This is a genomic window from Pseudomonas sp. LBUM1676, from assembly GCF_059695605.1.
In genome coordinates, this window is the sequence record NZ_CP166777.1 from 962,050 (window position 1) to 985,364 (window position 23,315).

The following is a 23,315-nucleotide window of genomic DNA, read 5'->3' on the forward strand; positions in this document are numbered from 1 at the left end:
GCTCGCTCGCGAAAAACGTGAGGCCAGCGCTGGATGTCAGGTTTACAGCGTCATCGTTAACGACCATCGTCGGAACGCCGCCCGGAGCAAGCTCGCTCCTACAGTAATCGGTGGTCAGTTCGCCAACCGGACCCCGGCCAGACTCCCGCTCAATTCATACGCCGCCAATTCCGCCTGATGCGCCGCCAGTATCTCCGGCAGCGATCCGCGCAAGTACTCGACCCACGTCTTGATCTTCGCATCAAGATACTGTCGCGAAGGGTAGATCGCATACAGGTTCAATTCCTGCGAGCGGTAGTTCGGCATCACCCGCACCAGTGTGCCATTGCGCAGTCCTTCAATCGCCGCATACACCGGCAACACACCCACCCCCATGCCGCTGATGATCGCGGTTTTCATGGCATCGGCGGAGTTCACCAGAAAGGGTGAGCTGTTGATGGTGACCATTTCCTGGCCTTCCGGGCCATCGAAGGTCCATTTCTCCAGGGGGATCACCGGGCTCACCAGGCGCAGACAGGCGTGGTTGAGCAGGTCGCTGGGTTTATGGGCGCAGCCGTTGGCTTTTACATAGGCCGGCGAGGCGCAAACGATGCTGTAGGTGATGCCCAGGCGCTGGGAGACGAAGCCTGAATCCGGCAGTTCGCTGGCGAGGACGATGGACACGTCGTAGCCCTCGTCCAGCAGGTCCGGTACGCGGTTGGCCAGGGTCAGGTCGAAGGTGACGTCCGGGTGGGTCTTGCGGTAGCGCGCGATGGCGTCGATCACGAAGTGCTGACCGATGCCGGTCATGGTGTGCACCTTGAGTTGCCCGGCCGGGCGGGCGTGGGCGTCGCTGGCCTCGGCTTCGGCTTCTTCGACATAGGCCAGGATCTGCTCGCAACGCAACAGGTAACGCTTGCCGGCCTCGGTCAGGGCGATGCGGCGGGTGGTGCGGTTGAGGAGGCGGGTTTGCAGGTGGGCTTCCAGGTTGGAGACCGCGCGCGAGACGTTGGCCGTGGTGGTGTCGAGTTGCACGGCGGCGGCGGTGAAGCTGCCGGCCTCGGCCACGTAACTGAAGGCGCGCATGTTTTGCAAAGTGTCCATGGGGTGCTCTCTGGGCGAATGGCAAATTGTGACACGAAGTTTCAGAGTCTGAGACCCCCGACCAAGGGATTATCGCGCGAACGGTAATAAAGATTCACAAGAATCCCAGCTTATCGCCCTTCCGGTCGACCAATAGAATTGCCTCCGCTGTAGGAGCCGGCTGCTGGCGATGGCATCACTGCGGTCTTTCAGATACACCGCGGTGATGCCATCGCCAGCAAGCCGGCTCCTACAGCCCCCCTTCTTTCAGGAAATCGCAACAGTGCCGCGTCGCATCAACAGAGCGCTAACGACGCTCAGTGTTCTGGCCTTAACCCTGGCAATCAGCGGCTGCATCGGAACCGCAGGTATTGTCCCGCAGGGCAAGGCACTGGAGGCCAATTCACTGGCCACCGACGAGGCGATCCAGAGCGCCGCGCAGGATGCTCACTGGCCCGCCGCGCAATGGTGGCAGGCCTATGGCGACCCGCAACTGAACCGCTGGATCGACCTCGCCGTGCAAGGCAGCCCGACCATGGCCATGGCCGCCGCCAGGGTGCGTCAGGCCAGAGCCCTGACGGGCATCATCGAGTCCGCCGAGTCGCTGCAGATCAACGGCGAGTCCACTCTAAAGCGCCACAACTGGCCTACCGATCAGTTCTATGGGCCGGGGGAGTTGGCCAATACCACCACTTGGGACAACAACGCGGCGTTGGGTTTCAGTTACGCCCTCGACCTTTGGGGGCGCGAAAGCAATGCCACCGAGCGCGCCGTGGACATGGCCCACATGAGCGCCGCCGAAGCGCGCCTGGCCCAGCTCGAATTGCAGCACAACGTCGTGCGGGCCTATATCGAACTCTCGTTGCATTACGCGCAACGGGACATCGTCGCGGCGACGCTTAAACAGCAACAGCAAATTCTCGACCTCGCGCAAAAACGTTTGGAAGGTGGTATCGGCACCCATTTCGAAGTCAGCCAGGCCGAAACGCCGTTGCCGGAAACCCATCGCCAGATCGATGCGCTGGACGAAGAAATCGCCCTGAGCCGCAACCAGCTCGCAGCCCTGGCCGGCAAGGGCCCAGGAGAGGGCGCGCAGTTACAGCGGCCGACATTGTCGCTGGGCGCGGCGCTGAAACTGCCGTCGTCGCTGCCCGCGCAATTGCTGGGTCAGCGCCCGGACGTGGTTGCCAGTCGTTGGCAAGTGGCGGCGCAGGCGCGAGGCATCGATGTTGCCCACGCCGGCTTCTACCCCAACGTCGACCTGGTCGGCAGCCTCGGTTACATGGCCACCGGCGGCGGGGCGCTGGAGTTCCTGACCGGCAAGAAGCTCAACTACAGCGTCGGCCCGGCCATCTCGTTGCCGATTTTCGACGGTGGCCGTTTGCGCTCGGAGCTGGGCGAGGCGAGCGCCGGTTACGACATGGCCGTGGCCAGGTACAACCAGACCCTGGTCAACGCGCTGAAAAACATCTCCGATCAGTTGATCCGCCGCGAATCCATGGACAAGCAGCAAGCCTTCGCCACCGAGTCAGTGGCCACCGCGCAGAAGACCTACGACATCGCAATGATCGCCTACCAGCGCGGCCTTACCGATTACCTCAACGTGCTCAACGCCCAGACGTTGTTGTTCAAGCAACAACAAGTGCAGCAACAGGTTCAGGCCGCGCGCCTCGGTGCCCATGCCGAACTGGTGACGGCGCTCGGCGGTGGACTCGAAGCGGGCAACGATGCGCCAACAGACAGCCAGACCACAGCACCAAAAACCCCGAGCCTTTTGCGTTGAACAAAACACCACAGGTTCCACTGAGCAGGATCCCATGACTCCCTTGCCCGCACCCTTGCGCTGGCTGCACTCCCTCGAATGGCGCCGGGGTTTCCTTGACTGGGCACGCAGTGACGGCGTGACCTGGGTCTACATTTTCAAGGTGCTGTTCGCCGCGTTCCTGACGCTGTGGCTGGCGATGCGCCTGGAGTTGCCGCAACCGCGCACGGCGATGATCACCGTGTTCATTGTCATGCAGCCGCAAAGCGGTCAGGTGTTCGCCAAGAGCTTTTATCGCTTCCTTGGCACCTTGACCGGGTCGGCGGTGATGGTCGCGCTGATTGCCTTGTTCGCGCAAAACACTGAACTGTTCCTCGGCTCGCTGGCGATCTGGGTCGGCATTTGCTCCGCCGGCGCGGCGCGTTGTCGCAACTTTCGCGCCTATGGTTTTGTGCTCGCCGGGTACACCGCGGCGATGGTCGGCTTGCCTGCACTGGCCCACCCGGATGGCGCGTTCATGGCCGCCGTGTGGCGGGTGCTGGAAATCTCCCTGGGGATTCTTTGCGCCACCGTGGTGAGCGCCGCGATCCTGCCGCAAACCGCCAGCGCCGCGATGCGTAATGCCTTGTACCAGCGCTTCGGGGTGTTTGCGTTGTTTGTCACCGATGGCTTGCGCGGCCGCAGCAAACGGGACGCTTTTGAAGCCGGCAACGTGCGCTTTATTGCTGAGGCAGTGGGCTTGGAAAGCCTGCGCAGCGTCACCGTGTTCGAAGACCCGCACATGCGTCGACGCAATGGACGACTCAGTCGCTTGAACAGCGAATTCATGGGCATCACCACGCGTTTCAACGCCTTGCACCAGCTGCTCGAACGCTTGCGCAGCAGCGGCGCCGACCACGTCGTCGTCGCGATCAAGCCGGGTTTGCAGGACCTCGCCGAACTGCTCGACGGCTTCAGCGGTCGCGCCCTGACCAGTCCCGATGCCGCACGGCTGACGACGGCATTGACCACCTATAAGGCAGACTTGCCGACGCAAGTGCGCAGTCTGAGGGCGACCTTTCAGGAGAGTGATCCCAGCGACGCCGAACAGCTGGATTTCCACACTGCTTACGAATTGCTCTATCGCTTCGTCGACGATCTGCACAGTTATGCACAGACCCACGCCTCCCTGGCCGATCACAGCCATGAACGTGAACGCTGGGACGAACCTTTCACCCCGCAAACCAACTGGCTGGCGTCTGCCGCGTCGGGGATTCGCGCCGCGTTCATTCTGCTGGTGCTGGGCAGCTATTGGGTCGCCACCGCATGGCCGAGCGGGGCGACCATGACCCTGATTGCCGCCGCCACCGTGGGCCTTTCAGCCGCGACACCGAACCCAAAACGCATGGCGTTCCAGATGGCCTGCGGCACCCTGCTCGGGGCCTTGATCGGCTTCGTCGAGATGTTTTTCATCTTTCCGTGGATCGACGGTTTTCCATTGCTCTGCGTGATGCTCGCGCCGGTGATCGTGCTCGGTTCGTTCCTCAGCTCACGGCCGCAATACGCCGGTGTCGGTCTCGGTTTGCTGATCTTCTTCAGCACCGGTTCGGTGCCGGACAACCTCACCGTCTACAACCCCTACGCCTTCATCAACGACTACATCGCCATGGTGCTCGGCATGCTGGTGTGCGCGGCAGCCGGGGCGATCATCCTGCCGCCCAACAGTCGCTGGTTATGGCGTCGGCTGGAGCAGGATTTGCGTGGTCAGGTGGTGTACGCCATCAGTGGCAAGCTCAAAGGGCTGGCATCGGGTTTTGAAAGCCGCACCCGGGACTTGTTGCACCAGGCTTACGGGCTCGCCGCAGGTCAGCCACAGGTACAACGGGACCTGCTGCGCTGGATGTTCGTGGTGTTGGAAGTCGGGCACGCGATCATCGAGTTGCGCAAGGAGCAGGCGATTCTGCCGGTGCATCCGGCCTATGCCCAATCCCAGCCGTGGCGCCAGGCCATTCGCGTCATGGGCCGTTCGCTGGTGCGGCTGTTTCTGCAACCGAGCCAAAGCAATCTGCAGCGCAGCCTGGTCGCGGTCGACCATGCGATCAGCCGGGTGCAAGCCACCGACGAACCCTTCGCCCCGCACTTCGACACCTCGGCATTGCGCCGGGTGAAGAGCTATCTGCACTTTATCCGCACGTCATTGCTCGACCCGCAATCACCGCTTGCGGCGTATGCCGGCACCCAGCCCCAAGGACTTGAACATGCCTCGTGAAATCGCCTTCCACGGCGTCTACATGCCGACCATGACGCTGATGTTTTTCATCGCCGCGGCACTGGCTTGGGCACTTGACCGGTTCCTGTCCGGGTTCGACCTGTACCGCTTCTTCTGGCACCCGGCGCTGCTGCGCCTGAGTCTGTTTACCTGTCTGTTCGGCGCCCTGGCGCTGACTGTCTACCGTTGAGAACGTCCTGATGAAAAAGCTTTTCAGTCTGCTCGCCACGCTGTTGGTGCTGATCCTCGCGATCTGGATCGGCCGCACCCTGTGGCAGCACTACATGAATACGCCGTGGACCCGCGATGGCCGGGTGCGCGCCGACATCATCAACGTTGCCGCTGACGTGACCGGGGAAGTGGTGGACGTGCCGGTACACGACAACCAGCTGGTAAAAAAGGGTGATCTGCTGATGCGCATCGACCCCGAGCATTACCGCGTCGTGGTCAAACAGGCACAATCGCTGGTGGCTTCACGCAAGTCGACCTGGGAAATGCGCAAGGTCAACGCCCATCGCCGCGCCGACATGGACAACCTGGTGATCTCCAGGGAAAACCGCGACGACGCCAGCAACATCGCCGACTCGGCCCTGGCCGATTATCAGCACGCCCAGGCCCAACTGGAAGCTGCCCAGCTGAACCTTAAACGCACCGAGGTGCGGGCGGCGGTGGATGGCTACGTGACTAACCTCAACGTGCATCGCGGCGACTATGCACGTATTGGTGAAGCGAAAATGGCCGTGGTCGATATGAACTCGTTCTGGGTTTATGGCTTCTTTGAAGAAACCAAATTGCCCCATGTGCGGGTGGGTGACAAAGCCGACATGCAACTGATGAGCGGGGAAGTGCTCAAGGGGCATGTGGAAAGCATTTCTCGCGGGATCTACGACCGGGATAATCCGGAAAGCCGTGAATTGATCGCGGATGTGAACCCGACCTTCAACTGGGTGCGTCTGGCCCAGAGAGTGCCGGTGCGGATTCACATCGATGAAGTGCCGCAAGGGGTGCTGCTGGCGGCGGGGATTACCTGCACGGTGGTGGTCACGCCACAGTAAGACCGAGTCGCCTGCATTCGCGAGCAGGCTCGCTCCCACAGGAGATTTGCGTCGCTTGCCAAATCAGCACCCAATGCGATCAATGTGGGAGCGAGCCTGCTCGCGAATGCAGGCGACTCGGTCCAACAGGCAGAAGACAAAGGATCACGCCTCGCAAAAGGTCTCCTGCAAATGGCGCCATAGCAGCGCCCCGCCGGCCTGCCTCTCAAACACCACCGTCGACCGCCGATCTGACTGCGCCCCGGTCGCATCCATTTGCCGCTCGCGATAACTCACTGTCGCGCCACGCTCATGCAAATCAATCCCGTTCAACTCACTGAGCTCGATCCTGAACCCGCTCTTCGTTCCGCCAGCCAGCCGGAACAACGCACTCAACGCATCAAGATCCAATACCCGACCCAACGGCGAGATCATCGAAAACCGTGGTGAAAACCGCGTCAGCAAGTCTTCCAGTGCGGCACTTTCCTGGGGGCGGGCGAACCACTGTTCGATCTGCCGGTGGGCTTGCACCACTTCATCAAAGTAGTCACGGTAATCATTCATGAGGTTTTTTCCTGTAGGTGAGAGGGACGAACAAGGGCCTGCACGCGCGTTGCATCGAAGTGCAGGACGGAGAAGATCGGAAGCAAGGTCAGGGCTGAGGCGATAACAAAGCAGTGCTTGAAGGCCTCTGGCGAGTGAGGGCCGAGGGCGCCCAGCAAGGAACTCAACACTGCCGCGCCAAGGCAAAAACTCAGCTGGCGATTGATGTTCCACAGTGCGCTGGCGTGGTTCATGCGTTCAGCACACATATCGATAAAGGCCAGGGTTTGCGCGCTGCTGCTGCACAAGCTGCCACCCAGTCCCATCAAGGCGTATGCAATGATCGGCAGCCACCCTTGGGTCTGATCGATCAGTATCAGCAAGCCGATGCCAACGCTTTGCAGCAGCATGCCGGCCACCAGCAAAGGCTTGGGTCCCCAGCGATTGAAGCCCTGTTTACCGACAACAATCGCAACGGCCGAACCCAGCGCCCAAGGCAACATCAATGCGCCGATTCGCGCAGTGCCGAAACCGAGTTGGTGCAGGTACAGCACCGCGATCAGGCTGGTGCCGATGAACACGCCGGGGACCAACAAGTACACGCACATGGCCAGCCGCAACGAAGGGCTGTGCAGTAGTTGCAAATCGAGGAGTGCGTCGGGCTTGTGCCAACCATCGTGCAGGTACAGCCACAACGTAACGGCGCTCAAGCCCAGGCCGATCAGTCCGAAATGACGACTAGGGGCTTCACTCAACAGGCTCAAGGAAATCAGCAACAAACTCAGGCTTGAGGCGGCGAGCAGCAGGCCACGAACATCCAGGGTTGGACGATGAGACACCGGGGGATCGGCCTTCAACCACACGGCTGCCAGCGCGAAAGCTAGCAACGTCAAAGGCAGGTTCAGGTAAAAGACCCAGCGCCAGGACAGTGCCTGGACAATCCATCCACCGACCGCCGGTGACAGCGCCGGCACCAGCAAGGCCACGGACAGGACCCACAGGGTCAAGCGGCTGCGCAGTGGCGCCGGGCAGTGACGAAAGGCCAGCGCCTGACCGACTGGAATCAACAACCCGCCGCCAAGACCTTGTACCAGTCGCCAGCCGATCAGCGTTTCAATCGAACCAGCCCCTGCGACCAGCAGCGAAGCGAGGCCGAACAACAACAGTGAAGCGAGGATCAAGCGGCGCTCGCCGACCTTCGTTGCCAGCCAAACACTCAACGGAATGATCAGCGTCAGGCCCAGCATGTAGGCGTTGCTGATCCACGCCAGTTTGGTCACCGAGGCGTGCAGTTCTTGTGCGATGTCGGGGTAGGCAATGCTGGCGACAAACATGTTCAGCAGATCGAGGGCAAACCCCAGCAGATACACCAGCGCGACTTTCGAGCGATAGGTCATGGCGACTTCCCTGTGTTGAAGCGTGCAGGGTAGGGCGCCACAAGCGCTATGGAAACGCCGGTTTGGCTGCTACTTTGTCAAAATTATTTTGACAAGGAGTGCCCGCGCCCATGGTCAGCCTGGACCGTTTTGACACCTTCAAGGCTGTGGTCGAGGCCGGATCGCTGACGGCTGCGGCTGATCTGCTGGGGCAGACGCGCGCGGTCGTGAGCTTCAATCTCAAGCGTCTGGAAGCCGAACTCGGCGTCACGCTGCTCACCCGCAGCACACGCAAACTTGCGCTGACGGATGCCGGCGAGCGTTTTTACCTGCGTTGCGTACGAACCCTGGACGAAGCCCGGATGGCCGTCGAGGAGGCCCGTTCCGAGCACTCGCAACTGCGGGGTACATTGCGCATCACCACCACGGTCGAGTTTGCGCTGGCGCAGGTGGTGCCCGCGCTGACGGTCTTTCGCGAGCAGCATCCACAGCTCAACGTTCACCTGTCGACGTCCTCGACCCATGCCGATCTGATTTCCGAACGCTTTGATCTGGCGATCAGGCTGGGGCGCATGCTTGACTCCAACTTGCGCGCGGTGCAGCTATCGACCTTTGAAATTTTTGCAGTGGCGGCGCCGGCCCTGATCGACCGCTTTGCACCCCTGTCGACATTGGCGGCGCTGGACCATTGGCCGATTTTGGGGCATGGACGAGTGGCGGAATTGACAGTGACGGATCCCGAGGGCGCGGAGCATCTGTACCAGCCGGGGCCGGGGAGCACGGCAATTGTCGCGGACAACTCGGCCACCTTGCGGGCGTTCGCGTTGTCCGGGCAAGGCGTGGCGATCCTGCCTGAGTGGCTGGTTGTAGAGGATCTTCAGGCGGGGCGGTTAGTGCGCTTGCTGGCGGATCATTCATTCGCCCGGCAAGGGGTGTATGCGCTGTACCCGGACACCCGACATTTGCCGCTGAAGGTGCGGGCGTTCATTGATTTCATGAAGGGGTGGGGTTGAGTTTTTTGGTGAATGTTCTGGCCTCTTCGCGAGCAGGCTCGCTCCCACAGTTGTTTTGTGTCGTACACAAATTATGTGTTCACCAGCGATCAATGTGGGAGTGGCGGTGCGACGATTCGACTTGCTCGCGAAGAACGATTACTCGGTTCAGAGCTGCCCACGCAACCCGAACCGCTTCATCAACCCCGACTCCAGCAATCCCTTGGGCAACAACCCCGCCAACAACGGCAACGCCCGGCTGCCGTTACCCAGGCGAATCAACCGAGGCGGTTTGCTTTGCTGTACTGCCTTCAACAAACCGGCGGCAAATTCACCGGCCGGCGTCGGTTTGTCCTGAGACGCCTTGGCCCGTGCCCGAATGCCTTCACGCAACGGCCACCACGGCGACTGCTCGGTGATCAACTGCTCGGCCTCGTGACCGGCATTTTTGGCGAAGCTGGACTCGATGGCACCCGGCTGAACCTCCATGACGCGAATACCGAACGGCGCCAGCTCCATGCGCAAGGCATCGCTCAAGGCATGCACCGCGGCTTTTGACGCACAGTAAGCACCGGCGAATGGCGTCACCAGAACCCCGGACACGCTACCAATGTTAACGACTAATCCTTTGGCGCGACGCAGCACCGGAAACATCGCGCGGGTCACGCCGACGATGGCGAATACATTGGTTTCAAACTGGCGCTGCATGGCTGGTACACCGCCATCGAGCAACGGCCCCATGGCGCCATAACCGGCGTTGTTGATCAATACATCGAGGCCGCCGCGCTCCTGATTGATCCGAGTGCTCAATACCTCAAGCGCCGCGCCATCATTGACGTCCAGTTGCACGGCGGTGAACCCGGCGGCGGCCAGGAGCGCGACATCTTCAGCCTTGCGGGCGCTGGCCCAGACATCGTAACCGGCACCTTTAAAGGAGTCGGCCAGGGCGCGGCCAATGCCGCTGGAACAACCGGTAATCAACGCAACGGGCATGGCGCGGTCCTTGTGCAATAGAAAGGGGTGATTTTGCAGGGCGGGCGGTGCGGCGATCCGACTTGCCCGCGAAGAACGATAACGCGGTCAGTCGGAGAAACTACCCTGCAACCGCTCGGCGCGAAACTCCAGGGTTTGCGGGCGATAACCGGGACGCAGTGGCGGAATGGGCAAACAGTCTTCCCAATTCGCGCCAGCCTGCAGTTCACCCGGGCCGCGATAACGGGGCGCGGCGTATTGATTGTCGGCCAGGTTCACCGTATCGCCCGGCGCGTATGCCGCGACACGCCAGCGCAACTCGGTCAGGGGCACGTCGTTGCCATTGTTCATGGTCAACTTCAGCGGACGATCCGCCGGACAGTGTTCTGGCGCGTAGCTGATGCGCAGTTCCAGGCGCGCCAATTGCTTGACCTCGCGGTTGTCCGCCCAGATGACCCAAGTGGCTACCACGCCCAAGCCTATGGCGGCCGCCACAGAGACGGGCAAGGCCTTGGCCGGATAGCGCAGCAACAGGATCAGCCAGGTGATGACCAGCAGGACGCCGATGAACATGACGCGAAACCTCCAGGGTAGAGAGGGTCATCCTACCTAAGCGCAGGGGCGATTGGCGATGGGCTTGTTTCGGCGGTGGGTTATCTGGCCTTTTCGCCGGCTTGCCGGCGAATGGGACAGCCGGGGCAACAAAAAAACTCAGGCGAAAAAAAGCCCCCACCCAACCCACCGCGGATAGGAACGCAGTGGGCGGGATGGGGGCTTTAGTATTACCGAACGTTTACTGCGCGATGGTTTTCACCGACACGCCGCGTTCGATCGGGTTGGAGCGACCGTAGATATCTTCAAACCGCTCGATATCGTCTTCACCCAGGTAGCTGCCCGACTGCACTTCGATGATCTCGAGTGAAATCTTGCCCGGGTTACGCAAGCGGTGGACCGAAGCAATCGGAATATAGGTCGACTGGTTTTCAGTCAGCAGGAACACGTTCTCATCGCAGGTCACCTCGGCAGTGCCGCTGACCACGATCCAGTGTTCGGCGCGGTGGTGGTGCATTTGCAGCGACAGGCACGCGCCCGGCTTGACCGAGATGCGCTTGACCTGGAAGCGGCCGCCCATGTCCACCGAGTCGTAGGAGCCCCACGGACGATAGACTTCGCAGTGGGTCTGGGTTTCGCTGCGGCCTTGCTCGTTCAGGGTGTTGACCATCTGTTTCACGCCCTGGACCTTGTCCTTGTGGACGATCATCATGGCGTCCTTGGTTTCGACGACCACGATGTTTTCCAGGCCGATCACCGACACCAGCTTGCCGTTGCCATGGATCATGCAGTTCTTGCTGTCCTGGATGACCACGTCGCCTTTGGTGACGTTGCCGTTGGCGTCTTTCTTGTTCACGTCCCACAGCGACGACCAGCAGCCGACATCGCTCCAGCCAGCAGTCAGTGGCACGACGCAGGCGCGTTGGGTTTTTTCCATGACCGAATAGTCGATGGAATTGTCCGGGCAGCAGGCGAAGGTAGCGGAATCGATGTCGACGGTGTCGGCATCCTGTTCGCTGCGTTCCAGGGTCAGGACGCAGGTGTCGTAGATGTCCGGATCGTGTTTTTTCAGCTCTTCGAGGAAGCGGCTGGCGCGGAACAGGAACATGCCGCTGTTCCAGAAGTAACCGCCGGACTGGACGAACTCGGTGGCGCGTTTCACGTCCGGTTTTTCGACGAAGTGCGAAACACGGCTGACGCCTTCGGGCAGCAGCGAGTCGTTGGTCGACTTGATGTAGCCGTAGCCGGTTTCCGGTTTGGTGGCCGGTACGCCGAACAGCACCATTTCGCCGTTTTCGGCAGCGACGGTGGCCAGGGCCAGGGCGCGTTGCAGGGCTTTCTGGTCTTCGAGCACGTGGTCGGCCGGCAGCACCAGCATCAATTCGTCGCGACCTTCATTGACCAGCATCATCGCCGTCAGGGCCACCGCCGGCGCAGTGTTGCGGCCGAAGGGTTCCATCAGGATGCGCTGGGTGTCGAGGTTACGGGCCAGCAGCTGCTCGTTGACGATAAAGCGATGGTCCTTGTTGCAGACCACGATCGGGGTGTCCATGCCTTCGAACACCAGGCGTTCCAGGGTTTGCTGGAACAGCGTGTGTTCGCCGGTCAGGGCGAGGAATTGCTTGGGGAATTGCTTACGCGAAAGCGGCCAAAGACGTGAGCCGCTACCACCTGACAAAATCACCGGAATCATGTTGTTACTCCTTGAAAATCGTTTGGGTCAGAGCTACTGCGTTCTGTCGTTTCACTCTTTTTCTTGTTTCGTGTCCGGATTGCCTTCGCCCTCTGTAGGAGCCGGCTTGCTGGCGATGGCGTCCTCGAGGGCGCCTTCGCTGGCAAGCCAGCTCCTACAGGGGACCGCGTTTTTTCAGCGGTCCTGGGGTGAATTTTCAGCAATCAGGCAAATTGATTAGCGCGTCGAAACCGGGCGTTTTACCCAGACTGGCGACAGGCTGCTGCCTTTGCCGGTGACGTACAGCACGGCGGCTTCACCGCGTTCCAGGGCAACCGGTTTCACGTCGCCGACTTTCTTGTCGCCATCGTATAGCGCCAGGCTGACTTTGACCGGGTTGATTTCACGCTCACCACGGCCCTTGGCGGCCACGTTCGGCACGACTTCGGTCTTACCATCGGCGGTTTTCAGGGTCAGGGCCTTGTCGCTCAGGTTCTGTACGCGAACCAGGGATTTCTGCTTGTTCTTGAACGGCGGCTCTTCGATCAGTTGCGGCGCGCCGCTGGCGTTGTTGACCAGGGTGTAATAGTGGTCGCCGGCCAGTTTCACCGGCAGGGTCTGGCTGCCGACCTTGGCGCTGTAGTCGCCGCCGGGCATGAAGCTGAAGTCGGTGCTGGACAGCGGCGCGACTTCGGCCAGGTTGGTGCTGCCGACGGTGGCGCTGACTTCAGCGTTACCGGCGTTGTAGACACGCACGAAGCTCGAGCCTTTCGGTGCGGTCGGGCCGTAGAGTGCGGCGTCGCCAGCGAAGGCGGACATCGACAACACGCTCATGCCAGCGACGAGAGCGAAAGTCTTGGCGAGACGGCGAGGAGTAGTAGTGAAAGTCATGGTGTACCTCTCTTTCAGTTTTGCGCCCGGTCGGGCGTCTCGGATTTAGTGTTTGCGGCTACGTTTTGTTGGCGAGCACCAGCTTCTTTGAGCTCTGCGACCCACTTCGGGTCGGCGTCGCCGATTTCGTTGTTCACAGGCAGATAACGTTCAGGAAACTCCCAGATCAGCACCTGTGGCGGGCTGTTCTTGAAAGCATCGCTTTGCAGATAGCTGAGCATCGGCAGAATCGGGCCGTGGCCGTCTTCGGCGTAATTGACCACGTCGCTGTGCAGCGCTTCTTTCAGCGCACCGACGAAGTTCCAGTTAGGGTTGGCGCTGTAGCTGGTGCCGATCAGGGCCACCGGTACTTCAGTGTTGGCGAACAGGGCGTCGTCACCGCCGGCCTGACCATCAGCGACAACGGTGTTGCGCTTCTGCAGGGGCTCGGTGGCCGGCATCAGGTTTTCGAACAGCGGATCCAGCGGCAGGAACAGACGCAGGTCGCCCTTGTGCGTGACCTTTTCCGCAGGTTCGGTGACGAATTTTTGCGGCTCACCGCTCAGCGGCGTCTTGTCGGCAATGGTTTTGGCCAGGGTCTGGGCAGCGATTTGCGCGCCTTCCGGGGTCCAGTGGGTGTCGGTGCGCAGGAACACTTGCTGACCGTCCAGCTTGCCCTTGAGTAGCGGGCCGAGCAGGTCGGGAGCAATCACCTTGTTGGCCGCGACACGGGCATGGAAATCCTGATAAAGGTTGGCGTGGATGCTCGAAGGCTTCACCTCACCCAGGTGTTCCGGGTACAGGCGAGTCTTGGCCGGCACGATCGCCATCACCAGTTTCACGCCTTTCTCTTTCAGGGTCTGGCGCACGCCTTCGACCAGCGCGTAGTTACCTTGCAGGTTCAACTCTTCGTTGACGATCGGGTTGAATTCCTCATCGCTGTACAACCACTGGTCGCGACCGAGCACGACGCCCGGACGACCTTCGTTGAACAGTTTGAAATCCAGCGCGGCCCAGAGGTTGGTGCCCAGGCGCTTGATCGGGAACTCTTCGTCGTAATGGGTCTCCACGGCTTTGGACCAGCGGCCGTTTAGCACCGTCGCATCGGCGTTGGTGCTGAAGCCCAGGAAACTGCGCGTGGACCACACGCCCAGGGCCAACAGCGTCAGCATGAACAGGGCGATGTAGAAGATGCGTAATGAGCGGGTCATGGTCAGATCCCTCAGAACTGGAAGTAAAGGAACGGCGAGAAGCTTTGCGCCGAGAGTTTGAGAATCGAGGCGATGAACAGCAGCAGCACCAGGGCGCGCATCACATAACGCGACCAGTCAGCGGTCCAGTAGGCCGGTTGCACGGTCGCTTCAACGCCGACGGTGTAGCCAGGCTCGTGGATGCTGGCCGGGTTGTCGCCCGGTACGGCCTTGATCATTCCTGGTTGTGCAGTGGCCGGGCCATCGGCCTCGACGTTCACGGCAGGCTGGGTCTTCTCTGGCGGCCGGTTGCTGTAGAAATCACGGATGCCGAAGAACGCCAGGGTTGCGTACGCCACCACCAGAGTTGCCACTTGCAGGCCGGTGAGGCTGGCCGCGTTGAGTTCCGACAGCGACCAATCGCCGAAGCTGAACATCGCGCCGTACATACGGCCGGCGACGTGCAGGTTTTCCGAGCGGAAGATCACCCAGCCCATGACCACGAGCAGGAAGGTCAGCGCCCAGCGGATCGGGTTGATGCTGCGCGGCGAGGTATTCAGGCCGAGGGCCTTTTCGATCGCCAGCCACATGCCGTGCCAGGCGCCCCAGATGACGTAAGTGATGTTCGCGCCGTGCCACAGACCACCGAGCAGCATGGTCAGGAACAGGTTGCGATAGGTCATCAACGTACCTTTACGGTTACCGCCGAGGGTGATGTACAGGTAGTCACGCAGCCAGGTGGAGAGGCTGATGTGCCAGCGACGCCAGAACTCGGTGATCGACTGGCTGATGTACGGCTGCTTGAAGTTTTCCATGAAGCGGAAACCCATCATCAAGCCCAGGCCGATGGCCATGTCGCTGTAACCGGAGAAGTCGAAGTACAGCTGTGCGGTGTAGGCCAGGGCGCCGAGCCAGGCATCGCCCGTGGTCGGGTTCTGCAAGGCAAAGCAATGGTCGGCCACCACCGCCAGGGTGTCGGCGATGAAGACTTTCTTGATGAAACCCTGCATGAACCGCGTGCAGCCCTCGGAGAACTTGTCGAGGGTGTGGGTGCGGTTGTTGAACTGGTCGGCCAGGTCGCGGAAACGCAATACCGGGCCGGCGATCAGGTGCGGGAAGATCGCGACGAACGCAGCAAAGTCGATCAGGTTGCGGGTCGCCGGGGTGTCACCGCGGTAGACGTCGATGATGTAGCTGATGGACTCGAAGATGTAGAACGAGATCCCGATCGGCAACAGCACGTGGGTCAGGATGAACGGCGACAGACCGACCGAAGTCATCATCGCGTTGATGCTGTCGACGCCGAAGTTGGCGTACTTGAAGTAGCCGAGAATGCACAGGTCGACGCCCACGCCCAGGAGCAGCCAGCGTTGTGCCGGTTTGGTCCTGACGCCTGCGGCACCGACTTTGAGGCCGATCCAGTAGTTCCACAGCGTGACGGCTGCGAACAGCGCAAGAAAGTCCACACGCCACCAGGCATAGAACACATAGCTGGCGAGCAGCAGCAGCAGGTTGCGATAGCGTATTCCGCTCAAGTAGTACATGCCGAGAAAGATCGGCAAGAACAAAAACAGGAATACATTGGACGAAAATACCATCCCGATCTCTCCGTGTTTAACCAACAGTCAAGGGCCGCAGCCCCCCCCAAACCCCCCACCGAAAACCGGGGGGCATTACACACAATTCATGCCTGACGCTAACCCTGTGGGAGCGAGCTTGCTCGCGATTGCGGTCTGACATTCAGCATCGATGTCGACTGACACTCAGTCATCGCGAGCAAGCTCGCTCCCACAGGGTTTTATGTTTGCTCTAGGAACCTTTGCCTTTGGCGTTAGCCGGGTCGTAGACCTTGGTCAGGTCACCCCCGAGGCGGAAGGTCTTGAACGGCTGCATCTCGTGTTTCTTCTCCAGCACATCCGGCGAGCAGGTGTAGAGCGAGCAGAACGGTTCGAGCCAGGCGAATTTCGAGTCGACCTTGAGGTCGGTCATGTCCTGTTCCTTGCCGCTCTTCTCTTCGAACTCGTCCTGGTCTTCAACGCCGGCGAGCACTCGATCACCCAAGCGTTTCAACGCGCCGTTGTTTTCCTGACGCAAATCCACTCCGTTGACCTGGGCGAAGCTGGCGATCATCGCCAGCGGCGGCAGGGCATAGTTGTGATAGGCGAGGGCGCGTTGCTTGCGCTTGAGCTCGTTGGGCAGGTAACCCTGGGCGTCGATTTGATTGGCGCCGACCTTGAATTCCTTCACCGACCAGTCGAACAGATCGCGACGGTTGGTGGCGATGGAGGTTGCCATCACCGACCAGGCGGACCAGTACGAGTGGTTGTTGGTTTTTTCCAGCGGCAGGTTGTCCCAATCGCTGACCACCTGATCAGCCATCTTGCTGAACCAGGCTTCGATCAGTTGCGACTCCTGCTGATGGTTCGCCAACGGATGCGAGTCGGAGAACTTCAGGCGGATGTAGGACGATGCCATGCTGCCCAAAGCCCATTTGCGCATGGACTTGCCGGTGTGGTTGAAGTCCTTGGACATCAACGCATCGGCCTTGGCCCAGGCGGTCAGCCAGTTCAGGGTGCATTCCAGCTGTTCCGGACGCCCGTCACGCATGTACTGCATCACGCGCTTGCTGACGCCGCGCTCGATCTTGGTGATGTCGGCGGTGGTGTCGCGAAACGCTTTTTCCGATGCCTCGTTCAGGGTCGAACGGGCCTTGTCGGAGCCTTCGTACTTGCTGCGAAACTGCAGCGAGCCGGTGTAGGGCGTTGGCATTGCATCGCAGCCTTCGCTCTTGTCGCCGGTTTTGACTTTTTCAATCGGCGCGAAATAACCCTGGGGTGGACGCAGGGGCGCGGCGGCCTGGGTGGCGCCGGCGAACATCGCCAGCGTCAGCAGGGAGGGCGCGAGCAGCTTTTTCAAAGTTCGGGTTTGCATAGTAGCCTCATTGCCCGGCCTGGGCGGTACGCTGCCCAGTGCCAGGGAACACGTTGCGTTTGCAGATCTTCGCTTCGACTTTCTGCGGCGCGGCACCTGCTTCAGGGCCCTGGACTTCGACGGCCAGCAGATTCTGCGAGCCCCAGTCTTCGTCCGTGCGCAACTCGAAGGCGAAACGCCCGTCGGTGTCGGAGGTTTCCGGTTTTTCGATCTTGATGTCCTCGTGGCGACCGTTCATGTACCAGAGGGTGGCTTGCAGGGTTTTCACCGACGGATCGGCGAAGCGGATATCAACCTGATGGCTGCTGTTCTGCAGGTTCAGGTTCTTGCTGTTGACCATCAATTCGTTCTTGCCCGGTTTCAACGTGGTGCTGCCGGTCATCTGTGCATCCTTTCCTTCGCAACCGTTGTCCAGCAGCGCCATCATCTGGCGGTAGGTGGTTTCCTGGTCGAGGCGATAGAGCGGCGAGAATTCCCAGATCAGAATCTTCGGCGGCTTGGTCTGGAACTCTTCGCTGCCCAGGTACTGCAGCATCGAACCTTCCAGGCCACCGCCGGGGAACGCCACGTTGAGGATGTCGGCGCCGATGGCCTCCTGGAGGAAACCGGCGAAGTTGTAGTTCTTGCCACTGTGGCTGGTGCCGACCAGGGTGATCTCCGGATTGCCGGAGTCACTGAACAGATCGCCATCGCCCGCTTCGCCCTTGGGCTCGGTGGTGAACTGATCCATATACTGGATCGCGTAGCTGGTGCCACAGAGTTGACCGGCCATGTTGTGTAATGTTCCGGTCTTACCCATGCGACCCGACTTATGGGTCTCGAATTCACGCTTTGGAATGTCGGCGAAGCCCGGAATCTGTTTGACCTTCTCGGCCACGATCTTTGCCGTGCGCTGGGCGCCATACGGTGTCCAGTGCTGGTCGCCGCGGAAGTAGAAGTCGTGGGCCTGCAGGGTGTCGGGCAGCGATTCATTGGTCAGTGGCGACAGGTCCGGTACCACATAGCCCATCTGCGCGAAACGGCCGAGCATGGTCTTGTAGTTCTTCAGCGCCTTGTCGAAATCGAATTGGGCTTTCTCTTGCGGGTTCAGTTTGTTGCGATTCACCAGGCCACGAGTGGGTTGATAAACCACAACGAGCTCCACGCCTTTGCTCTTGAACGCATCGTGCAACTCTTTCATGCGTTTGTAGCCGGCGGGCGTGGTGTCAAATTCGGTGCGCAAGTCTTCCTGGGTCCGGAACAGCCAGTCACCCTGGGCCTGTACCAGCGTGGTGAAGTTCTGCTGGTAGCGCGTGGTGTAGTTCTTCGCGTCGTGGGCTTCTGGGCAGAGGTTGCAGCACGGTTCGGCGCTGAAGCTGGGCGGGCTTGTGTTACCGGCAGCTTCATCGGCGCGGGCACCGGCGCTGGCCGCGAGAATGCCGGCAGTCAGGGCCGACAGGCTGAGTAATTTGATCAAGTGTGGGCGCATAAAATTATCCTCAGTCCTGCATTTCGGTCTGGCGTTCGACAGGGTCGATCAGCACGGCTTTCTGCTGGCGCACCAGCAGGTCGAGAATTTCATCCTGGCGTTCGCCAAGAATCCCGTTGAAGCTGATGCCGCTGGATTTGGTCGGCGCAAGCATGGACACGCGATACAACTCGACGCTCAGCGGCGAGTCGATGGACAGCGGTCCGCTGCCGTTGCCGGCCAGTTCGCCACCGACGATGATCAGCGACACCTGGGCGTCGAACGGATCGAGGTCGATGTCCCGGTCGGTGTCGCTCAGGTCCTTGATGTGGCCGTAGACGCCGGTCAGGCCGTTGGCCATGGCCAGGTTTTCGTAGAGGCGGATGTTCACGCTGTTACGAATCCGGATGCCGTGGCGGCGGTTGCCGATCACCTTGTTGCCCCACAAGAGGTTGTTGCCACTCTCGTAGAGGGTGATGCCGTCGGTGTGGTTCTTGTAGATCTCGTTGTCGGCGATCAGGTTGTTCACGCTGTTACGGTCGATCACCAGGCCCGACAACTTGTTGTCGTAGCTGCGGTTGTTGAAGATGAAGCTGTCGTTGACCTCACGGGAAATGATGATCCCGTGCTTCTTCTTGGTCCCGTACACCGTGTTGTCGGCGATGATCAGACCGTGCGAGCGGTCATGGGGGTCAATGCCGTAGACGATGTTGTCTTTGTAGGTGTTGCCCTTGACCACGAAGTCTTCGGTTTCGTAGCAGTAGAAGCCGTACCACATGTCCGAGAACTCGGAATCGATGATCCAGCCGGTCGGTTCAGCGCGCTTGAGTATCTTGGCCATGTTCGGCGTGTACTGCGAGATACTCACGCCGTAGGACTTACTGTTGGCGTAGCCGAAGCTGGCCATCTTGCTGTTGGCGATGTAGGTCTGGGTGCCGCCCCAGGCCAGCAGGAACGGACGGAATTCCTTCGGCGACTTGAAGGTCGCCGGGCCGTTTTCCTTCTCGCGCCAGCCGGTGATCTTGGTATCGTGCACAAACAGCTGGCCGTCGTTGACCAGGAACGAGCCGGCTTCCTGGGACAGGCGCAACTCTTGGGTCTGCTTGTCGATTTCCAGGATGCCCTTGTTCCCGACCACGATCGGCAACTTCGCCAGGAACACACCCGGCGAGGTTTCGCTGAAGTACTGCTTGGGTACCTTCTTCGCCAGGTCCTTGAGGTTCATGTAGCCGTCGTCGACGAAGATCGCCTGCGGGATGCCGTGCTGACGCACCACCCACTCGGCCATCTTGTTGTCGCCGCCGATGAAGTCCTTCAGGGCGTTTTCCTGCATCATCCGACGCACGCTGATTTTGCCGGGCTTGGTGCGCACGATTTTCGCGGCCATGGCTTCGGCGGTGTAGCCGGAAGTGTCCGGCAGTTTCGGTTTCTCCAGCTCCAGCGGCGCGATCGGCGCGCTGGCGACGGTGTAGGTCTTGGCCTGTTGCAGCTCTTTGGCCACGGTGGCCGGCTTGCCTTGTTGAGGGGTAGCCGGTTCCACGCTGGCGAAGGCCGCCGAGCTTGCCAGCAGCATCGCGCCGGCCAGCAAGGCGATCGAGCCTCTCTTCGGACTGTTCATGTGAGGAACTCCCTTCGCTGTTCGCATCAGAAGCGCCAGATCACGTCGACGAACGCACGGTGCATGTACGAGTCGACACCCTTGCCGTAGGCATCGCCCGGCTTGAACACACCGCCACGCAAACGCACCAGGGCCGAAGGCTCATCGATCGATTGACTCAAGGCCGCGGGCAGCAGGCCCTGCTTGAAGTACTTGGTGACGACCACGTCCATTTCCTGACCGAGGTCCTTGTTGCCATCTTCCAGCGGCAGCGAGGTGCTGGAGAGCACGGCGCCGGTCACGTCATCGGTGTCGTTCTGCACGGCGTTGATGCCGTTGCTGCCGACCGGCTTGTTGCCGTCGACGCGCCAGAATTTGTGGTAGATCACGCTGGCATCGTATTCGTCGTTGAGCATCCACGAACCGAACAGGGTGGCGGTCTGCATGTTGTTCATTTCGCCACGGAAGGCTTCGCCGTAACGGTGAACCCGCGAGCGGGTACCGGTGTAGTTCGAGCGGTTGCTTTGCAGGCCGTTCTGTTCGTAATCGGCACTGGCGCGGGCATAGGCTGCACCGACTTGCCATTGCGGATCCAGACGCAGGCGTACGCCCAGGTCGGTGGCCCAGCCATCAATGTTGCCGCCGCTCTTGGCTTGTGCCGGCGCGGTGCCGTCGGCGTTCAGCGGGTTGACCGTGTCGCGGTCGCCGCTCATGCCGGTGATGCTGCCCCAGTAATTGACGGTATTGGTGTTGCGCCAGTTATAGGCATCGCTGTCGGCGGTCAGGCCGATCCAGCTGATGTCGCCGTTCTCTTTCTTGTCCAGAGAATCGGCGGCCACGCCTGGCTCCGCGTAATCGAGCTTGCCGTCATCGTGGGTGTGATGCCCGCGAATGCCGACCCAGTTGCCCGGGGTCCACTGATACGCCGCATCGGCGTAAGCGTGCAGGCGATCCTTGTCCTTGGGCGCGAGTTCGGTGAGGTCGGTGCGGTATTCGCTGAAGCGTTCGGCCACACCGGCGTTGGCGCGCAACAGGGTGGTGTCGAACGTCCAGTTCAGGGCTTCGATGTTGGTGTCGCGCCATTGGCCGTCGTCATTGCGCAGGCGTTGACGACCGAGCTTGAGGATCTCGCCGGGGTAGGGCGTGAGGCCGCTGTAGCCGACCCAGAACTCGCGCATCGCCAGGTAGTTTTTCTTGCTCTTGCGATCACCGTTGTCGGTGGCCTGGGTGCCGTCGCTGTCGGACTGCTGCAGGGTGTCGGTCTCGATGATGTCGGTGGACGTCACGGCCTGGCCCATGGCGTAGCCGCTCCACGCGCCGCTCTCGCCATAGATCCACGGACGCAGGTCGAGGCCGACGCCGTTGACGTCGCCGCCGCTCGCCGTACCCAGGTCGGTATCGTCTTCGGACTGGGCGGTGATTTTCACGTCAAGACCGTAGTTCTTGCTTTCGGTCAAGGCTGCCAGGGTCGGGCACGACCACAACAGGGCGAATGACAGGCCGATACCGGCCTTCACGAATGGATTCAACTTCATAGGGATTCCTCGCCGTCTTCTTCTTCCAGGGCATGCAGTTCCAGGGTGTTCTGGCTCGAGGCACCACGAACGGCCTGTTCTTGTTTCAACAGGCGTTGGGCCTCGGCAAGCTGGGCAGGCGGCAGCTGGGTTTCGAGTGTTTGCGCAAGCTCGGTGGCTTGCGGGGTGTTCTGGGCCTTGGCCAACTGGCTGAAGACGTAAGCGTTGAGCGGGTCGGGCTTGGTGCCCTTGCCTTGGGAGAACAATTGGGCGATGGCGAAGTCGGCGCTGTTCTGACCGTTGCGCGCAGCGGTCAGCAAGTGATCCAGGGCTTTTTGCGAGTCAACCTTGCCCAGGTAGCCACGGCGATAAATCTGGCCGAGGTAGTAATCGGCGGCCACTTCTCTGCCGACGGCTTTCTTGAAGTGGTCTTCGGCGACCTTGGCATCGGCCGGGACCATTTTGCCTTCGTAGTAGAGCTTGCCCAGCAACAGTTCGGCGCGGGGCTGGTCGGCGGCGCGGCCGTTGTCCAGGTACTTCATCATGGTGTCGACGTCGCCGAGCTCAGGGAAGTCGTAGAGCAGTTGCGCCAGGCTGACCCAGGAAGCGGGGTGGCCCGGTGCGATGCCTTCGAGCAGCGACTGCGCGGTTTTCTCGTCGGTCGTGCCCAAGGAAGCATCACCCAGAACGCGAGCCACGCTGTCCACGCGCTGAGCGGACACCGCACCGCGAGCCTGGGCGGCTTGCATCTGCTTGATCAGCTCGGCCTGTTTCTCAGGCGCAGCTTTCTTCTGATAGACCGTGGCCAGCTCGACGTAGCAGATGTCGGTGGTGGCCAACGCGGCCTTGCAGATGGTTTCCACTTCGTCCAGATGCTGGTCGTAAGTGCCTTGGGTGCGATACAGCAGCACCTGGGCCAGGCCCGCTTCCGGCTTGCCTTCGGCGCGCCACTGGCTGATCTGCTGCTGTGCGTTGACATTGGGGAAACTGTGGGGGTATTGCAGGTACAGCATCGCCAACGGGATCAGGGTATTGCCTTCTCCGGCGGCGGAAGCTTTCTTCAACAGGCCTTCGGCTTCCTGCTGTTCGGCTTCGGTGGAGCCGGGTTTGGCTACCAGCAGACGACCCAGGCGTGCCTGAGCCCGCGGCGAGACGCTGGCCGCGGCGCGGTAAGTCGCCTCGGCCTGTTTCATCTGAGCCGGGTCACGGCTGTCGACCTGGATATCGGCCATACCGACCTGGGCTTCGCTGTAACCCAGGTCCGCCAGTTGCTTGTAGTTCTGCGCCGCCAGCGCGGTATCGCCGCGCTTGAGGGCTTCGTTGGCCAGACGCTGGTCGGGCAGGCCGGCGCAACCGCTGAGGCTGACCGCCAGGGCCAGTGCACAGAATGCATAACCTTTGTGGGAGCGAGCTTGCTCGCGATCAGCCAGGGTCGCGCTCGACCGGCTCGGTGCATCAGACAGACCGCGCCGATCCCATCGCGAGCAAGCTCGCTCCCACAGGGTATGCGGTGTGCTGAGGATATTTGGAGTCGTCACGGGCATGTCCTCTGC

Annotated in this window: 19 protein-coding genes; 5 read left to right on the plus strand and 14 right to left on the minus strand. The window is 60.9% G+C overall.

What is annotated here, in order from left to right:
• Positions 1–114: 114 nt before the first annotated feature.
• Positions 115–1,083: a LysR family transcriptional regulator gene (locus ACA041_RS04375; protein ID WP_497440034.1), complete on the minus strand. Its 969-nt coding sequence runs from the start codon at positions 1,081–1,083 to the stop codon at positions 115–117.
• A 262-nt stretch (positions 1,084–1,345) separates the two neighbouring features.
• Here ACA041_RS04375 and ACA041_RS04380 point away from each other — a divergent pair, with 262 nt between their 5' ends.
• The 4 genes from ACA041_RS04380 to ACA041_RS04395 are packed head-to-tail and all read left to right on the plus strand — an operon-like array spanning position 1,346 to position 6,127.
• Entirely contained in the window at positions 1,346–2,845 is a 1,500-nt protein-coding gene (locus tag ACA041_RS04380) for an efflux transporter outer membrane subunit (RefSeq protein ID WP_497440035.1), read from the plus strand.
• Between the two features lie 34 nt (positions 2,846–2,879).
• Positions 2,880–5,072 carry an FUSC family protein gene (locus ACA041_RS04385; RefSeq protein WP_497440036.1) on the plus strand — a complete coding sequence of 731 codons (2,193 nt, stop codon included), beginning with the start codon at positions 2,880–2,882 and terminating at the stop codon, positions 5,070–5,072.
• Positions 5,062–5,262 (plus strand): DUF1656 domain-containing protein, encoded by a 201-nt coding sequence (locus tag ACA041_RS04390; RefSeq protein ID WP_007896379.1) that lies wholly within the window; start codon positions 5,062–5,064, stop codon positions 5,260–5,262. Before ACA041_RS04385 ends, ACA041_RS04390 begins: the two co-directional genes overlap by 11 nt.
• 10 nt (positions 5,263–5,272) lie before the next feature.
• Entirely contained in the window at positions 5,273–6,127 is an 855-nt protein-coding gene (locus ACA041_RS04395; protein ID WP_497440037.1) for an efflux RND transporter periplasmic adaptor subunit, read from the plus strand.
• 144 nt (positions 6,128–6,271) lie between these two features.
• Here the strand turns inward: ACA041_RS04395 and ACA041_RS04400 are convergent, their stop codons facing one another.
• Together ACA041_RS04400 and ACA041_RS04405 are read right to left on the minus strand one after the other, a co-directional pair.
• The gene (locus tag ACA041_RS04400; protein WP_497440038.1) at positions 6,272–6,670 is read right to left on the minus strand and encodes a DUF4440 domain-containing protein; all 399 of its coding nucleotides are present in this window, start codon (positions 6,668–6,670) and stop codon (positions 6,272–6,274) included.
• Positions 6,667–8,046, minus strand: coding sequence for an MFS transporter (locus ACA041_RS04405; RefSeq protein WP_497440039.1), 1,380 nt, complete (start codon positions 8,044–8,046; stop codon positions 6,667–6,669). The genes ACA041_RS04400 and ACA041_RS04405 overlap by 4 nt, the downstream gene beginning before the upstream one ends.
• A 110-nt stretch (positions 8,047–8,156) precedes the next feature.
• Here ACA041_RS04405 and ACA041_RS04410 point away from each other — a divergent pair, with 110 nt between their 5' ends.
• Positions 8,157–9,038 (plus strand): LysR family transcriptional regulator, encoded by an 882-nt coding sequence (locus ACA041_RS04410; protein ID WP_497440040.1) that lies wholly within the window; start codon positions 8,157–8,159, stop codon positions 9,036–9,038.
• A gap of 147 nt (positions 9,039–9,185) precedes the next feature.
• Here the strand turns inward: ACA041_RS04410 and ACA041_RS04415 are convergent, their stop codons facing one another.
• The 11 genes from ACA041_RS04415 to algK all read right to left on the minus strand — a co-directional run bounded on the left by ACA041_RS04415 (position 9,186) and on the right by algK (position 23,300).
• Positions 9,186–10,010, minus strand: a complete 825-nt coding sequence (locus ACA041_RS04415; protein WP_497440041.1) for an SDR family oxidoreductase — start codon at positions 10,008–10,010, stop codon at positions 9,186–9,188.
• 87 nt (positions 10,011–10,097) lie between these two features.
• Positions 10,098–10,562, minus strand: a complete 465-nt coding sequence (locus ACA041_RS04420) for a multidrug transporter (protein WP_497440042.1) — start codon at positions 10,560–10,562, stop codon at positions 10,098–10,100.
• 220 nt (positions 10,563–10,782) lie between these two features.
• Positions 10,783–12,234, minus strand: coding sequence for a mannose-1-phosphate guanylyltransferase/mannose-6-phosphate isomerase (locus ACA041_RS04425; protein ID WP_497440043.1), 1,452 nt, complete (start codon positions 12,232–12,234; stop codon positions 10,783–10,785).
• Between the two features lie 216 nt (positions 12,235–12,450).
• Entirely contained in the window at positions 12,451–13,104 is a 654-nt protein-coding gene (locus tag ACA041_RS04430) for an alginate O-acetyltransferase AlgF (RefSeq protein WP_497440044.1), read from the minus strand.
• A 14-nt stretch (positions 13,105–13,118) separates the two neighbouring features.
• The gene (locus tag ACA041_RS04435; protein WP_497440045.1) at positions 13,119–14,294 is read right to left on the minus strand and encodes an alginate O-acetyltransferase; all 1,176 of its coding nucleotides are present in this window, start codon (positions 14,292–14,294) and stop codon (positions 13,119–13,121) included.
• 11 nt (positions 14,295–14,305) lie between these two features.
• Positions 14,306–15,871 (minus strand): MBOAT family O-acyltransferase, encoded by a 1,566-nt coding sequence (locus ACA041_RS04440; RefSeq protein ID WP_497440046.1) that lies wholly within the window; start codon positions 15,869–15,871, stop codon positions 14,306–14,308.
• Positions 15,872–16,082: 211 nt separating this feature from the next.
• Positions 16,083–17,204, minus strand: a complete 1,122-nt coding sequence (locus tag ACA041_RS04445) for a mannuronate-specific alginate lyase (protein WP_497440047.1) — start codon at positions 17,202–17,204, stop codon at positions 16,083–16,085.
• A 7-nt stretch (positions 17,205–17,211) separates the two neighbouring features.
• Positions 17,212–18,672, minus strand: coding sequence for an alginate O-acetyltransferase (locus tag ACA041_RS04450; RefSeq protein ID WP_497440048.1), 1,461 nt, complete (start codon positions 18,670–18,672; stop codon positions 17,212–17,214).
• Positions 18,673–18,682: 10 nt separating this feature from the next.
• Positions 18,683–20,269 (minus strand): mannuronan 5-epimerase AlgG, encoded by a 1,587-nt coding sequence (gene algG / locus ACA041_RS04455; protein WP_497440049.1) that lies wholly within the window; start codon positions 20,267–20,269, stop codon positions 18,683–18,685.
• Between the two features lie 26 nt (positions 20,270–20,295).
• A complete protein-coding gene (locus tag ACA041_RS04460; RefSeq protein ID WP_497440050.1) occupies positions 20,296–21,783 on the minus strand; it encodes an alginate export family protein in 1,488 nt (495 codons plus the stop codon).
• Positions 21,780–23,300 carry an alginate biosynthesis TPR repeat lipoprotein AlgK gene (gene algK, locus ACA041_RS04465; protein WP_497440051.1) on the minus strand — a complete coding sequence of 507 codons (1,521 nt, stop codon included), beginning with the start codon at positions 23,298–23,300 and terminating at the stop codon, positions 21,780–21,782. The genes ACA041_RS04460 and algK overlap by 4 nt, the downstream gene beginning before the upstream one ends.
• Between the last annotated feature and the right edge of the window lie 15 nt (positions 23,301–23,315).